This is a genomic window from Glaciecola punicea (genome assembly GCF_001756615.1).
GTDB lineage: Bacteria > Pseudomonadota > Gammaproteobacteria > Enterobacterales > Alteromonadaceae > Glaciecola > Glaciecola punicea.
Genome location: NZ_LZXY01000004.1, coordinates 45,522 through 58,657, shown reverse-complemented (window position 1 = coordinate 58,657; position 13,136 = coordinate 45,522). Strand labels below are relative to the sequence as shown.

Here is a 13,136-nt window from a genome sequence, read left to right as displayed (position 1 = left end):
ATGGATAAGCTGAAAGCGTGGTTTGTTAGCATCTCTGCGCGTGAACAGAAGTTGGTTATAGTGGCGGCTGCGGTGGCCATTATTGGCATTTTCTATTTTGCTATCTGGTCTCCTTTGACCAGCGCATTGGAAACTCAAGGCCTTGCATTAAATAGCGAAAAGCAACTGCTTACTTGGGTTAATGAACAATCAGGTCGCGCCATTGTTTTACGCCAGTCATCGAATAAAACCTCATTTAACGGTTCTTTAACCCAAGTGGTAAATCAAACTACCCGAAGTGCGAATATTCCTGTGGCGCGAATGCAGCCCCAAGGGGAGGAGTTAGTTGTTTCTTTAGACCAAGTCGTCTTTAATGACTTTTTACGATGGCTTAACGTACTTGAAAAGCGAGGCGTTGTTATTCTTCAGTCCGATGTGTCAGAGGTCGACGAGCAAGGTTTTGTTCAGGTTAGACGTTTACAGTTAGGAAAATCGTAAAGTGAAGCGTTGGCAGTGGATTATATTAGCACTTCTTGCTTACCTAATACTATTACTGGTATACATGCCCGCACGTTATGTCACCAGTTACGTGCAAGAAAGTACCCAGAATCAGCTCAGGTTTACAGGGGTAGCGGGAACGCTTTTTTCAGGAACATCCCAAAGCTTGTCTTATGAAGGTCTGCGCGTCACTAATATCAAATGGGACTTATCGCCCTTGGCCTTGCTATGGTTACAAGCAAGCCTTGATATAAGAGGCGGTGCAATTAGAAACAGCGAACAAATCTATATAGATGGGAATATCAATCTCTCCATCTTAAATCCGGCACAGGTAAATCTTAGTAATGCCAGAATATTTGCACCCGCGAAGCTTTTATTGTCACAGGTAAATTTACCTGTAGCGGTAACGGCTTTAGGAAGATTCAGGCTAGATATTGCGAATTTTAAGTTTAATGAAGGCTGTCAGCAACTAAACGGACAGGGAAGCTGGTTACAGGCTGGGGTGAATATTGAAGGGAGTCCTTTAGATTTAGGCAGTTTTGACGCACTGTTGTCGTGTGAGTCACCCGCCTTCGTGCTTGACGTTTCGCCCGAAAACGGCTTAGCATTAGATGCTAAAATCAGTTTTGACCAAAATGGCAATTACGCTGCCGTTGGTACGTTCTCTATCCCATCTGACTTTCCTAACGACATCAGGCAAGGCGCTAGTTTTTTTGGAGAGTCACTGGGTCAAGGCCGTTACGCGTTAGATATAAAATCGCGATAATTGTTTAAAGAAATATCTCTCATTCAAACAAATCAGCGTTTACAAAGCGGCTCAATGCAAGAATAGTGGCCGATTTATAGATACTCATTCTGGTTTCTAAACCGTCTGTTAGCTGGCCAATGGCGCCCCCCTTTTGTTTGATATTCACTGTATTGAAAAGCTCGTCCATTGCACACCCTAATTCAATTCCATTTTGCAGGTTTTCATATACACGCATAGGTAAAGGAAGGGTTGCAGACTGTCCAAACACTCTATCTTTGCCGTTTGAGATACAAATTACCGCGAATGTTTTGGGGCCATCAGAGAATACATCAACGCCGCCTTCAAAAGCGATGTAATAGTCTGCTTGCTGAGACTCAATAGCTCTATCTACACGATTATTGGCACCTAAATGCGTTTCCTCAAAGTTCATAGGCTGATTGGAAACACCTGAATCGACATCTATAGTGATAAGTTCCACTGACCTGTTAAATACCAGTGAGAAGGCCTCTTTAGCGGCATTTATTTTCACAGGGTTTGCGGATGCAACGGCAACGATAAGAGAAGAAGTCGAACGGTTTTTTGTCATTTTAAACCTTAGTAACCACGATGTATCTATACACCTAGTAATGCTTAAGCCACATACGGCTCATCTATAATAGACTGTAATAAATCGTAATAATTATTGGTATGCAGATGATTTGCTATTGTCGTATCTGGCAGTTGGCTATCTGGGTTGGTAATGCCTAAAGTATAGGCAATACCAAACTCTTTAGCTGCATCGAGGATCCGCTCGCCATCGTCAACAAACAGGGTACTTTGGGGCTCAAACTTGAGATGGTTATGTAACTTCTTCCAAAGAAGCTGAAACTCCTTAGGTACGCCAAACTGATGCGTTGATATAAGTGTGTCAATGTGATCGTTCAACTGCGTCTTTTCAACTTTTAACGATAGGCTGTCTGGGTGAGCATTTGTGACTAAAACAACTCTGCGATTACTTTCACGTAAAGCATCTAAAAAAGCGATACTGTCCTTGCGGATAGTAATGAGGTGCGCAAGCTCTAATTTTGCTTCCATTATATCGAGTTGCAAGCGATCGGCCCAATAATCCAAGCAGTACCACTGCAATTTACCTTGAACTTGCGCAAAAGCTTCTTTAAGTTCTTTGTGACATGACTGCGGTGACCTTCCTGTCTTTTCAGCATACTTTTTAGGCAAGTGATGCAGCCAAAATTGATTATCAAAGTGCAAATCTAAGAGGGTGCCATCCATGTCCAATAAAACAGTTTCAATCTTATGCCAAGGTAAGAGTGCCAAGCGTTTATCCTTATGCTAAAGTCATATATTAATTTTGTATTATATCCTGTGAAGTCGTAATGAGTAAAACAAACCAAGAAAATAAATTACCCGAAATAAATGCGCGAGCGGTGGTCGCCAAAAGCCGTTTTTTTAAAGTAGAGAGAGTTGATTTAACCTTCAGCAATGGGGCAACCAGAGAGTTTGAGCGTATGTCAGGCAGCGGCCGAGGTGCAGTGATGGTAATCCCATTAACTGACGACAACCATATTCTACTCATAAGGGAATATTCGGCAGGCACTCACTCATATCAGCTAGGCTTTCCTAAAGGCCTAATAGATCCTGGAGAAACTCCTATTCAAGCCGGTAATAGAGAACTGCAGGAAGAAGTTGGGTTTAAAGCTGAGCAATTTTTGCCGCTAAAAGATCTCTCCATGGCACCTACATTTTTTGATGCAAAAATGAATGTGCTAATAGCCCAAGATTTAACTGAATCCCACTTAGAGGGTGATGAGCCTGAGCCTCTTCAAGTGGTAAGATGGTCGCTAGATAATATTGATGAATTACTTGGCCAAGAAGATTTTAATGAGGCAAGAAGCGTTGCTGCACTGCTTTTGTTGGAACGTTGGAGAAAGTCTCAATGATGTCGCAGTCTCTTAGCGACTTACTGGAAATAGCAAAACAAGCGGCAACTAAGGCGGGTATTGAAGTATTAGCCATATACGATAAAGGTGATTTCCAGGAGTATCAAAAGGAGGATGAAAGCCCCGTTACTAGTGCTGACTATTGCGCCAATGAAATCATCATGGAGATGTTGGCAAGACTCACCCCAAACATTCCGATTATGTCAGAAGAATCGCCTATTCCGGCGCTTAAAGACAGAGCCAATTGGACTCGCTATTGGTTAATTGATCCTATTGATGGAACGCAGGAATTTATTGCACGTTCGGGTGATTTTGCTATCAATATTGCGCTGATTGAAGACCATCAGCCCGTTATTGGAGTGATTTATTGGCCATGTGGAGAGTCACTGTATTTCGCAAGTAAGGAGAGCGGTGCATATAAGCGCTGCTCACGTGAAACCAAGCCAATCAGCGTTAGACGCTTCAGTGTGCCAAGTGAAGACGTAATAATGATTGCTATTAGCCGAAGGCAGTCACGGGAAAAAATCTTTGAGCGCTTAAGCGATAAACGTTCATATCAAACATTACCTGCAGGCAGTTGCTCACTCAAAGCCTGCTTTATCGCTGAAGGCGCCGCTGATGTATTTTTGCGTTTGGGGGCAACGGGCGAATGGGATACAGGTGCTTCGCAATGCATCATAAATGAAGCTGGGGGAGCTATCATGGCTGCCACTTTTGACCCTATCACCTACAATCAGCGAGAAAGTGTGACTAATCCAGACTTCGTTGTTTTGGGCGACAAAAGAGTCGCTTGGAACAGCGTAATTCAATATAGATAAACTTAATTTGTTCTTAGCTGAAGAGCCTCGAAAATTTTGAAGCCTTTGCAATTGCATAGGTTCTTTATGTCCTGGACAGTCTGAAACCTAAACGAAGTTAACCTCTAGACTGTCTAGAAGATAACTCTGGCCTAATTCTGGACAGTCCAGAGGTTAACTTTATTTTTATTTCAAACACTTCAAAAGTTCATTCATGCGCGATAATATTTACCGACTCATGTTCCTCTGAATATTCAATGGCGGCGACGCCGTCATTTAGCTGGCGTTTTACCATAGCAACCTTTTCATCTAAGGACATTTCTACCTCGCCATAGTCGGTGCCATCGCGTAATACAATACTTTCAATTAAACTGCTTAGGGTGTCAGGATCTAAATCTTGATGGGGGACTAACATAAAAACTCACTCAAAAAATGGGTAATGCGCTGCGGTAGCCAAAGCTTGCTCCTTGCACTTAAGCTTTCTAAAAAGCCCACATGACCGCCGAACTCGCTCAGTTCATACGCTACATGCTTATTAATTAACGGCGGACCTGGTATAACCCTGTCATCCATAAAAGGGTCATCTTTTGCATGAAGAATTAAGGTTGGCTTATCAATAAGCACCAGATCATGTAAAGCACTACATTTTTCGTAATAGTCATTCGCGTCACGAAAACCATGCAGCACGGAAGTTATATGCTCGTCAAATTCAAAAAAGGTCGTCATTTTAGCAATATCCGCCAATGACACCTTCAAGCTAGCCGTCATATCGACTGTTTGCATTTTCGTAAGAAGGTTACGTTTCATGCTTTTCATCAAATGCCATTGATACACGCGAGAAAAGCCTACTTGAATTGCAGCTGATGAGGCTGCCAAATTTAGCGGGGCCGATACACAAATACTGGCTTTAATGGGTAAATAGGCATGGTGCGCCATAAGTTTCATCAACATATTACCACCTAAGGAAAACCCGACCGCAAAAAGCGGTTTATCTGCGTATCGTGCTTTTATAATAGGCACCAAAAACTGCGCATCAAAAGTTGCCCCAGAATGATAGGCTATAGGCATCAAATTAGGCTCGCCGCTGCAGCCCCGAAAATGCATTACCACGCAGCCCAGTCCAATTGCGTTCAATTCAAATATTACATGTTTGATGTAATGCGATTGGCTTGAACCTTCCAAGCCGTGAAAAAGTATCGCTATACCCCTCACATTGACTGACTTGTGCGGCATTGCCCAAGCTAAATCGATAAAATCACTGTCGGGCGTTTGAATGCGTTCATTAATATAGTTAATTTGCGGTGAGCGAACCAACATTTTCGACAGTACTGTTTGCACATGCGCGTTTTGCAACCATGGCTTAGGCTTAAAGTTAGCCGCACTAATACGGCCAAATTTCGTCTTAACTGAATCAATCATTGGCGGTTACAACGAAGGTGCTGGCTAGCTTTTTTTTGCGCATTGAGAAATTCTTCTAATATATCTGCAATATCGCATATTATTGAGCGCTTATCTTCCCCAGCGAGGCTTTTCATGGCTGCTAACAAAGTATCATCATAGAATCCGCTAGTGACATATGATTGAGATTCGCTTACAAAAAACGTTACAAGATCAATCATTAAAGCTTGCTGTTTTTTTTCAAGAGCAAGCTCCTGAGCTAGCAAATCCTTATATTCTAGGGTCTTATAATCCGTCAAACCCTGGGCAATATTATCAGCTTTAAGCGACCTTCTTTTTTGGCGAATGTTTGAGGTTAGACTGTCCAGAATCTGATTATTATCGTTTATTGCGTAAATATTGTCAGTTGTCAAACCCACGTTTTTAGTGCGCAGGTACATCATTAACAGCACAATATTTACGTTCAAATCAGCGTTATCTTGTACCAACATCAAATTTTCTTGATTACTACCTGGAAAGTAAAACTGCAGCGAGTAGTCGAAAAACTCGTCGCTAGACAGTCTAGGAATTAACGCTTCGCGCATTAACTAGCGGCCTTGTCACGGTCAAATTCAGCTTGAGCCTGCTCTAGCCCTTCTTGAGAGTCTAGCCACTGCATTTCTAATTCATCTATTTGATTTTTCGCGTCAACTTGTTTGGCTATTATCGCATTTAATAAATCTTTATTATCAGCATCATATAAGGCTGGATCAGTCATTTTAGTTTCACTTTCTTGTAAAATACTTTGATACTTGGCAATGTGCTTTTCACACTTGGCAATATCTTCACGAAACGCTTTGGTCGACTGGCGAAACAACGCTTCCATTCTCTTGAGTACTTTTTTATCGATACTTGGCGTCTCATCTTTTTTACCTGTCACCGCCATGGTTTTTCTATCTGTTTTATTCGCAAACAACCATTTTTGATAGTCGCTTAAGTCGCCTGAAAAAGCACTGATCTCGCCGCTGTCGACTAAATAGAAATCATCGCACACGCTTTCAAGTAAATAACGGTCGTGCGACACAATTACCATCGCGCCTTCAAATGACTGCAGCGCATAAGCAAGTGCTTCGCGCATGTTCATGTCAAGATGATTTGTAGGCTCATCGAGCAGCAGTAAATTCGGTTTTGAATACACAATTAATGACAATACCAAACGCGCTTTTTCGCCACCCGACATGGGCGCGACCTTTTTTAAGGCCTCGTCCCCATGAAAGCCAAAACCGCCTAAATAATCTCTTATTTGCTGATCGGTTAAGCGCCGGTCAAGCGCAAGTAGGTGATCAAAAGCGGAGTTTTCTAAATTTAATGCTTGCACTTGATGTTGCGCAAAGTAACCGATTTTAAGCCCAGCAGATGTAGTATAACGCCCTTGCAAAGGGGTAATTTCATCGGCCAATAACTTAATAAAGGTCGATTTACCTGCACCATTTCGACCCAGCAAGCCAATACGGCTGCCAGGCACTAAATTTAAGTGAATGTTAGATAAAATAGTAGTCGTGTCATATCCAAGCTGAATATCTTCCATATTAATCAGCGGATTAGGCAGTTTATCAGGATCTCTAAACGCAAACGAAAACTCATTTGCAGCCTGAATAGGCAATAAAGCCTCCATTTTTTCCAGCTGTTTCACACGACTTTGTGCCTGTTTAGCCTTACTCGCTTTGGCCTTAAAACGCAGGATAAAAGACGTTAAATGCTGTTTTTTCTGCTGCTGCTTTTCATATTGCTTTTGCGCTAGCGCCATTCGTTCGGCGCGCTGTTTTTGGTAGCTTGAGTAGTTACCCGTATAGCTAACAAGCTGTTTGTCTTCAAAACTGACAATCACGTTCGCACAAGAATCAATAAAAGCTTGATCGTGAGATATTAGCAAAAGGGTACCAGGGTACTGCTGCAAATAGTCTTGTAGCCAAATGACCGCATCTAAATCAAGGTGATTGGTGGGCTCATCTAGCAGTAACAAATCTGAGGGGCACAGTAGCGCCCGGGCTAAATTTAGACGCATTTGCCAGCCGCCGGAAAAATTCGCAACCTGTAATGACAAATCTGCCTCACTAAAACCTAAACCAGCTAGTATAGTAGACGCTCTAGCTTGGACGTCATAGACGCCAGCATGTTCCAACTTTTCATGCAGTTGCGCAATTAATTCACCGTCGTTATTCGCCTCAGCTAGCACAAGACGCTTCTCAATGTCCCGAAGCGCCGTATCTCCATCGATAACATAGTCACGTGTGGTGCGACTCGTGTCATCAATGTATTGTGCAATTGCCACTACATGCCAATGTTTTGCGACTGAATACTCACCCGCGTCAGGCGTAATTTGATTCAGCAATAAAGAAAAAAGACTCGACTTACCGCAGCCGTTTGGACCAATAATAGCGACTTTTTGGCCAGAAAAAATCTCCAAGTCAGAGGACTCTATGAGCGTTTTGATACCGCGTTGTAAACCCAGTTTTTGTAATTTAATCATAGCATCGACTTAAATAAAGGTGGCGCGCAGAATAACAAAATTTCGCATGTTGATCATTAGTTACTGTATGTAGGTATACTAGTAACACGTTACCTAACTAATATAGAGCCAATGACAAACAAGACTAAAAAGCGTTTTATCGCAGGAGCTAAGTGTCCAAGCTGTAAGAGCCTTGACACACTAATGTTATATTTTGAAAACAATGTTGAGAAGCTAGCGTGTGTGAGTTGTGATTACAAAGAAACTCAAACCACTAAAGAAGTCACAAAAGCGAGTAAAACAAACAGCGGCGTTATTGGGGTTTTCAAGCCTGATTAACCTACACATAAAGAGTAACATCTATATTAGTAATGCGGGGGAAGTTCTACTTGTTCATTAATGTGCCCTTCAGATGAAGGCATTGACTTGATCTTATCCGCCATTTTACGCAGGACTTCTTCTATTTTGTTGATTTTATCTTGCTGCTGAATAATCGTTAGGTTTAACATTTCAATAGTATCTTCTTGATATGCAAGTTTAATCTCAAGTGATTCTAATGCATCTTTCATTGAATTGTTTGTCATTGCTTGTTTACCTCATACCCTTATGTATAAATTTGGCGCCTATGATTAGTTATCAACTGCCCATTTTTCAAAATTGCCGTTGCTTGCTATTGATACCGTTGTGCTACCATCATAATCACCGTCTTTTTAAAACTTCACGCTGGCGACTAAATTGAGTCCCACGCTCTGATGACGCTATAAATCTAACTGTGTATTTGAACGCAAGTCATACACTTTTGCCTTCCCACTCACCTCAGAAACAACCGCAAGTTGCTTTTTAAAATCGATATCAGCCGCATGTACGCTACTTAAGGATAGATTCGTACGGCTTATAGGGGTCGTATCGGGTATCGGGTATCGTGCAGATGCCTAAAAGTAGCGCGAGTGCTATAAAAACAAAAATAAATGCGGTCTATTTACTGACAAGGGTTTCACTTTGCTTTGAAGAATATTAACATATGGCTTAGTATAAACCATGAATAAATAAAAACACCATAAAGCATACCTTTTATATGTTAGGAGATAATTAATGAAGAAGGCACCACTTACACTAATAATCGCTACTACATTGGCGCTGTCTGCATGTAGCAACGACAATGCAGCACAACAAGAAGCCAATGATACATTGACAACTTATACCACCGAAGTTGGCCAAGAGTCGTATGCACTTGGCGCTCGTATGGGTATATATGCACAAGAACAAGTTGCTGTTCAAGATGAGCTTGGTTTACAAAGCGATAAAGCCGCGCTTCTAGCTGGTTTTACCGATGGATTTAACGGAAACTCTCAGTACAGTGATGAAGAAATAGACGCTTATGTTCAGGCTTTTGCTATGAAATTTCAAGCAGCGGAACAAACAGAGCAAGCCGCTCTTATTGAGGCAGGCAAAAACTATCTAGTTGAAAATGCTAAGCGCGAAGAAGTGGTTACAACTGATTCTGGCCTACAATATGAAGTCCTTACCGAAGCTGAAGGCGCTAATCCTAAGGCTGGAGATACCGTGCGCGTTCATTACCATGGCACATTAGTTGACGGCACCGTATTTGACTCATCAGTTAATAGAGGCGAGCCCGCAGAATTCCCGCTTAACCGCGTGATCCCAGGGTGGACAGAAGGCGTGCAGTTAATGGAAGTAGGCAGTAAGTATCGCTTTTATATTCCAAGTGAATTAGCATACGGTCAGCGCGCAACAGGCGCAATTCCGGCTAACTCTACATTGATCTTTGACGTTGAATTACTCGCAATAGCGCCTTTCACTGATTAGACTCATTAAGTAAACGCGGATCAGCGTGACATTGACCTTATATTAAGCGCAGTAGCTTACATACTGCGCTTTTTTTGGTTTTTGTATGCGCAAGCCTACAAGCTATTAATAGCGCTATGTAAAAGATTTTTTCTTAAGGTAATTAATATTTTGTGTATGCAGACAGCTTCAGACATATCAAGACGCTTTTCAATTACACCAGCTTTTAATGAATGACTCTAGATTATGAGGACACCGCTTCTAACCAGTAATGGTCTCATACAACTTAACGCTGAGCTTGACCACTTATGGCGAACCGAGAGACCAGCGGTGACTAAAAAAGTGACATGGGCGGCCAGTTTAGGCGACCGCAGCGAAAACGCAGACTATCAGTATAATAAAAAGCGACTGCGTGAAATTGACCGTCGCGTGCGCTATTTGCGCAAAACCTTGGAAAACTCTACGGTGGTAGCTTACTCACCGCAGCAAGAAGGGCGTGTGTTTTTTGGCGCGTGGGTAAAAGTTGAGAATGAAAACGGCGCAGTGAAATCTTTTCAGATCGTAGGATATGATGAGATTTTTGGTAAAAAGGACGCTATTTCTATCGACTCTCCCATGGCAAGAGCACTATTGAAAAAAGAAGAAGGCGACTGTGCAGTCGTGAAAACTCCAGTAAGCACATCGCAGTGGAAAATATTAAAAATATGGTATACAAAAACATGAAACTACATGCTAAGTATGTCATCTATCGCTATAATTACGGTGAAGAAATTGATCACGTAATCAAGTACTCGTCCTAGTGTTGCCCCTTGCAACTACATCCTAACCCTACATGTCTTTATTGGATTTTATTGAATGATTATTGAAAAAATTGCAGCAGAGCTTGGCGCCACATCAGGCCAAATTAAAGCGGCAGTGACCTTACTAGACGACGGCGCCACCGTGCCATTTATAGCCCGCTATCGCAAAGAAATTACGCAAGGTTTAGACGATATTCAACTCAGAAAGCTCGAACAGCGCCTTGGTTATTTGCGTGAGTTAGAAGCCCGCCGCGCGGTTATTTTAAGATCCATTAGTGAACAAGGAAAGCTTAGCGACGCGCTTGCAGGTAAAATAAACTCGGTAGAAAATAAAACTGAACTGGAGGATTTATATTTACCGTTTAAGCCTCGCAGGCGCACCAAGGGTCAAATTGCGATTGAGGCTGGCTTAGCGCCACTAGCAAACATTCTCCTAACCAACAAAGACGCTGATCCGCAGGCGTGTGCAACCAATTATGTCGACAACAGCAAAGGTATCGAAGATATAAAAGCAGCATTAGACGGCGTCAAGTTTATTTTAATGGAGGAGTTTGCTGAAAATGCTTCTGTATTAATGAAAGTTCGTCAGTATTTATTGCAACATGCTCACTTCACCAGCAAAGTAGTACCTGGCAAGGAAAAACAGGGTGAAAAATTTAGAGATTACTTTAATTTTTCAGAAAAACTCAGCCTAGTACCTTCACATCGTGCATTGGCAATATTTAGAGGTCGCAATGAGGGCATGCTTCAGGTTACTTTGGACAGTGAACCTGCCAATCCCGAGAACAAAGGCGAGGCATGCGAACGTATAATATTACATACGCTTAATTTAGACTGCCATACTCAAAGCGCACGAGATGAATGGCTTAAGCTTGCCGTTGTGTGGACATGGCGTGTTAAAATTAGTCAGTATATGGAAACCGAATTATTCGCTCAATTGCGCGAAAAGTCAGAAAGCGAAGCAATTGACGTTTTTGCTAAAAATCTGCAAGATTTACTCATGGCAGCTCCTGCGGGACCAAAGGTCACCTTAGGCCTTGATCCTGGCTTAAGGACCGGCGTTAAGACAGCTGTGTTAGACGCAACTGGCAAAGTATTGTCAAGCGCGACAATATTCCCTCATCAGCCTCAAAATCAATGGGACAAATCTTTGCGCACCTTAGCCAATATCTGCAAGCAGCATAAAGTTGAGTTAGTTAGCATTGGAAATGGCACCGGCTCGCGCGAGACCGACAAACTGGTAGGCGAAATGATGAAAGCAAATCCTGATTTAGCTTTGCAAAAACTAGTCGTGAGTGAAGCCGGCGCGTCGGTGTACTCGGCCTCAGAACTAGCGTCTAACGAGCTGCCGGACCTGAATGTATCTATTCGCGGCGCGGTCTCCATTGCCAGACGTTTACAAGATCCATTGGCCGAGCTGGTTAAAATTGAGCCCAAAGCAATTGGCGTTGGACAGTATCAGCATGATGTTAATCAAAGTAAGCTTGCCACATCGCTTGATACCGTAATAGAAGATTGTGTGAACGCGGTTGGCGTGGATTTAAACACCGCTTCGCCTGCCCTGCTAGCGCATGTATCAGGTTTAAATAAGACACTAGCAAATAATATCGTATATTTTAGAGATACCAATGGGGCATTTACCGATCGCAGTTCGCTTAAGAAAGTTGCCCGCTTAGGGCCTAAGGCTTATGAGCAGGCAGCTGGTTTTTTGCGCGTTATGAACGGTAAAAATCCGCTGGATAAATCAGCCGTGCATCCAGAGGCCTACGAAATAGTGACTACCATTATTGCAAAAACTGGCGGCGCGGTTAATGACGTACTAGGTAACAAAACCCTATTGCAACACCTTGATCCAAAGGAGTTTGTAACACCAGCATTCGGGCTACCCACTATTACTGACATCATTTCAGAATTAGAAAAGCCTGGCCGTGATCCTCGTCCCGAATTTAAAACCGCCAAGTTCAACGAATCAGTTTCTACAATGAATGATTTAGAAATTGGCATGGTACTAGAAGGTGTGGTCAGTAATGTTGCTAACTTTGGTGCTTTTGTCGATATAGGTGTACATCAAGACGGACTAGTACATATATCGGCGATTACTAGCAAGTTCATAAAAGACCCGCGCGAAGTCGTTAAAACTGGGGATATTGTTAAGGTAAAAGTGACAGAGTTTGATATAAGCCGCAAACGCATATCGTTAACAATGAGATTGGATGAGCCTGCACACACAGCCTCTTCAAGCAAGAATGAAAGACCGCAAGCAAAGCATGACAAGCCTAGCGCCAAGAAAAGTGGAGCCCCTTCTTCATCGAGAGGCCACGCATCGCAAAAATCCGTGCCGGTAAACAATGCGATGATGGGAAATGCATTTGCTGACGCCTTTGCTAAGGCTAAAAAATAGCACTCAGGAAGTAATAGTGAGGCGCTTATGGACACGCTAAACCTCGTCCGATAAGCGCTGATTGCTTCATAAGCCTGCGCTTTAGCTTTAAATCTAGACTCGCAACACTCCATAGCGCCAGACCAAATACCCCTATTTACACCTACCTATACGTGAACACTATATTCAAGTTATTTTGCTTACTCAAACCATACTCCCGAACAGCTCTCACTTAACAATTTTAGTGATACACTTTTTACATAGTGAAGATGACCTTTTAGAAGCAGCAACTCCTACTGTAAATG

15 protein-coding genes are annotated in these 13,136 nt (G+C 42.5%); 8 read left to right on the top strand and 7 right to left on the bottom strand.

What is annotated here, in order from left to right; translation table 11 throughout:
* Positions 1-477 carry a type II secretion system protein M gene (locus BAE46_RS06310; protein WP_070112018.1) on the top strand — a complete coding sequence of 159 codons (477 nt, stop codon included), beginning with the start codon at positions 1-3 and terminating at the stop codon, positions 475-477.
* A 1-nt stretch (position 478) separates the two neighbouring features.
* Positions 479-1,243, top strand: a complete 765-nt coding sequence (locus BAE46_RS06305; protein WP_070112016.1) for a type II secretion system protein N — start codon at positions 479-481, stop codon at positions 1,241-1,243.
* A 19-nt stretch (positions 1,244-1,262) separates the two neighbouring features.
* On the opposite strand, the gene yjjX is transcribed toward BAE46_RS06305, so the two are convergent.
* Together yjjX and yrfG are read right to left on the bottom strand one after the other, a co-directional pair.
* Entirely contained in the window at positions 1,263-1,811 is a 549-nt protein-coding gene (gene yjjX, locus BAE46_RS06300; protein ID WP_006004447.1) for an inosine/xanthosine triphosphatase, read from the bottom strand.
* A gap of 44 nt (positions 1,812-1,855) precedes the next feature.
* A complete protein-coding gene (gene yrfG / locus BAE46_RS06295; protein ID WP_083256814.1) occupies positions 1,856-2,539 on the bottom strand; it encodes a GMP/IMP nucleotidase in 684 nt (227 codons plus the stop codon).
* 59 nt (positions 2,540-2,598) lie between these two features.
* Here yrfG and nudE point away from each other — a divergent pair, with 59 nt between their 5' ends.
* Both nudE and cysQ read left to right on the top strand, forming a co-directional pair.
* Entirely contained in the window at positions 2,599-3,162 is a 564-nt protein-coding gene (gene nudE, locus BAE46_RS06290; protein WP_006004443.1) for an ADP compounds hydrolase NudE, read from the top strand.
* Complete coding sequence (gene cysQ, locus BAE46_RS06285) at positions 3,159-3,980, top strand: 3'(2'),5'-bisphosphate nucleotidase CysQ (protein ID WP_006004441.1); 822 nt, start codon at positions 3,159-3,161, stop codon at positions 3,978-3,980. The genes nudE and cysQ overlap by 4 nt, the downstream gene beginning before the upstream one ends.
* Before the next feature lie 187 nt (positions 3,981-4,167).
* On the opposite strand, the gene BAE46_RS06280 is transcribed toward cysQ, so the two are convergent.
* From BAE46_RS06280 to BAE46_RS06265, 4 genes are read right to left on the bottom strand one after another with little or no spacing between them, the layout of a single operon-like run.
* Positions 4,168-4,374 (bottom strand): YheU family protein, encoded by a 207-nt coding sequence (locus tag BAE46_RS06280; RefSeq protein WP_070112015.1) that lies wholly within the window; start codon positions 4,372-4,374, stop codon positions 4,168-4,170.
* Complete coding sequence (locus tag BAE46_RS06275; RefSeq protein ID WP_006004435.1) at positions 4,368-5,378, bottom strand: hydrolase; 1,011 nt, start codon at positions 5,376-5,378, stop codon at positions 4,368-4,370. Before BAE46_RS06275 ends, BAE46_RS06280 begins: the two co-directional genes overlap by 7 nt.
* Positions 5,375-5,941, bottom strand: coding sequence for a DUF2390 domain-containing protein (locus tag BAE46_RS06270; protein WP_070112013.1), 567 nt, complete (start codon positions 5,939-5,941; stop codon positions 5,375-5,377). Before BAE46_RS06270 ends, BAE46_RS06275 begins: the two co-directional genes overlap by 4 nt.
* Entirely contained in the window at positions 5,941-7,866 is a 1,926-nt protein-coding gene (locus BAE46_RS06265; RefSeq protein WP_070112011.1) for an ATP-binding cassette domain-containing protein, read from the bottom strand. The genes BAE46_RS06270 and BAE46_RS06265 overlap by 1 nt, the downstream gene beginning before the upstream one ends.
* A 111-nt stretch (positions 7,867-7,977) precedes the next feature.
* Here BAE46_RS06265 and BAE46_RS06260 point away from each other — a divergent pair, with 111 nt between their 5' ends.
* The gene (locus tag BAE46_RS06260; protein WP_040520433.1) at positions 7,978-8,184 is read left to right on the top strand and encodes a YheV family putative zinc ribbon protein; all 207 of its coding nucleotides are present in this window, start codon (positions 7,978-7,980) and stop codon (positions 8,182-8,184) included.
* Between the two features lie 26 nt (positions 8,185-8,210).
* Here BAE46_RS06260 and BAE46_RS06255 read toward each other — a convergent pair whose 3' ends face one another.
* Positions 8,211-8,429: a SlyX family protein gene (locus tag BAE46_RS06255; protein ID WP_006004427.1), complete on the bottom strand. Its 219-nt coding sequence runs from the start codon at positions 8,427-8,429 to the stop codon at positions 8,211-8,213.
* A 508-nt stretch (positions 8,430-8,937) separates the two neighbouring features.
* Here BAE46_RS06255 and fkpA point away from each other — a divergent pair.
* The 3 genes from fkpA (at position 8,938) to BAE46_RS06240 (ending at position 12,852) form a co-directional block, all read left to right on the top strand.
* The gene (fkpA, locus tag BAE46_RS06250; RefSeq protein ID WP_006004426.1) at positions 8,938-9,672 is read left to right on the top strand and encodes an FKBP-type peptidyl-prolyl cis-trans isomerase; all 735 of its coding nucleotides are present in this window, start codon (positions 8,938-8,940) and stop codon (positions 9,670-9,672) included.
* 225 nt (positions 9,673-9,897) lie between these two features.
* Positions 9,898-10,374, top strand: coding sequence for a transcription elongation factor GreB (gene greB / locus BAE46_RS06245; RefSeq protein WP_070112009.1), 477 nt, complete (start codon positions 9,898-9,900; stop codon positions 10,372-10,374).
* 132 nt (positions 10,375-10,506) lie between these two features.
* Positions 10,507-12,852, top strand: coding sequence for a Tex family protein (locus BAE46_RS06240; RefSeq protein WP_070112007.1), 2,346 nt, complete (start codon positions 10,507-10,509; stop codon positions 12,850-12,852).
* The last annotated feature ends 284 nt before the right edge of the window (positions 12,853-13,136 follow it).

Excerpts from the sequence above, each read along its gene's own strand:
- BAE46_RS06310 (WP_070112018.1), top strand. The coding sequence starts at position 1 with ATGGATAAGCTGAAAGCGTGGTTTGTTAGCATCTCTGCGCGTGAACAG.
- yjjX (WP_006004447.1), bottom strand. The coding sequence starts at position 1,811 with ATGACAAAAAACCGTTCGACTTCTTCTCTTATCGTTGCCGTTGCATCC.
- nudE (WP_006004443.1), top strand. The coding sequence starts at position 2,599 with ATGAGTAAAACAAACCAAGAAAATAAATTACCCGAAATAAATGCGCGA.
- cysQ (WP_006004441.1), top strand. The coding sequence starts at position 3,159 with ATGATGTCGCAGTCTCTTAGCGACTTACTGGAAATAGCAAAACAAGCG.
- BAE46_RS06280 (WP_070112015.1), bottom strand. The coding sequence starts at position 4,374 with ATGTTAGTCCCCCATCAAGATTTAGATCCTGACACCCTAAGCAGTTTA.
- BAE46_RS06275 (WP_006004435.1), bottom strand. The coding sequence starts at position 5,378 with ATGATTGATTCAGTTAAGACGAAATTTGGCCGTATTAGTGCGGCTAAC.
- BAE46_RS06270 (WP_070112013.1), bottom strand. The coding sequence starts at position 5,941 with ATGCGCGAAGCGTTAATTCCTAGACTGTCTAGCGACGAGTTTTTCGAC.
- BAE46_RS06265 (WP_070112011.1), bottom strand. The coding sequence starts at position 7,866 with ATGATTAAATTACAAAAACTGGGTTTACAACGCGGTATCAAAACGCTC.
- BAE46_RS06260 (WP_040520433.1), top strand. The coding sequence starts at position 7,978 with ATGACAAACAAGACTAAAAAGCGTTTTATCGCAGGAGCTAAGTGTCCA.
- BAE46_RS06255 (WP_006004427.1), bottom strand. The coding sequence starts at position 8,429 with ATGACAAACAATTCAATGAAAGATGCATTAGAATCACTTGAGATTAAA.
- fkpA (WP_006004426.1), top strand. The coding sequence starts at position 8,938 with ATGAAGAAGGCACCACTTACACTAATAATCGCTACTACATTGGCGCTG.
- greB (WP_070112009.1), top strand. The coding sequence starts at position 9,898 with ATGAGGACACCGCTTCTAACCAGTAATGGTCTCATACAACTTAACGCT.
- BAE46_RS06240 (WP_070112007.1), top strand. The coding sequence starts at position 10,507 with ATGATTATTGAAAAAATTGCAGCAGAGCTTGGCGCCACATCAGGCCAA.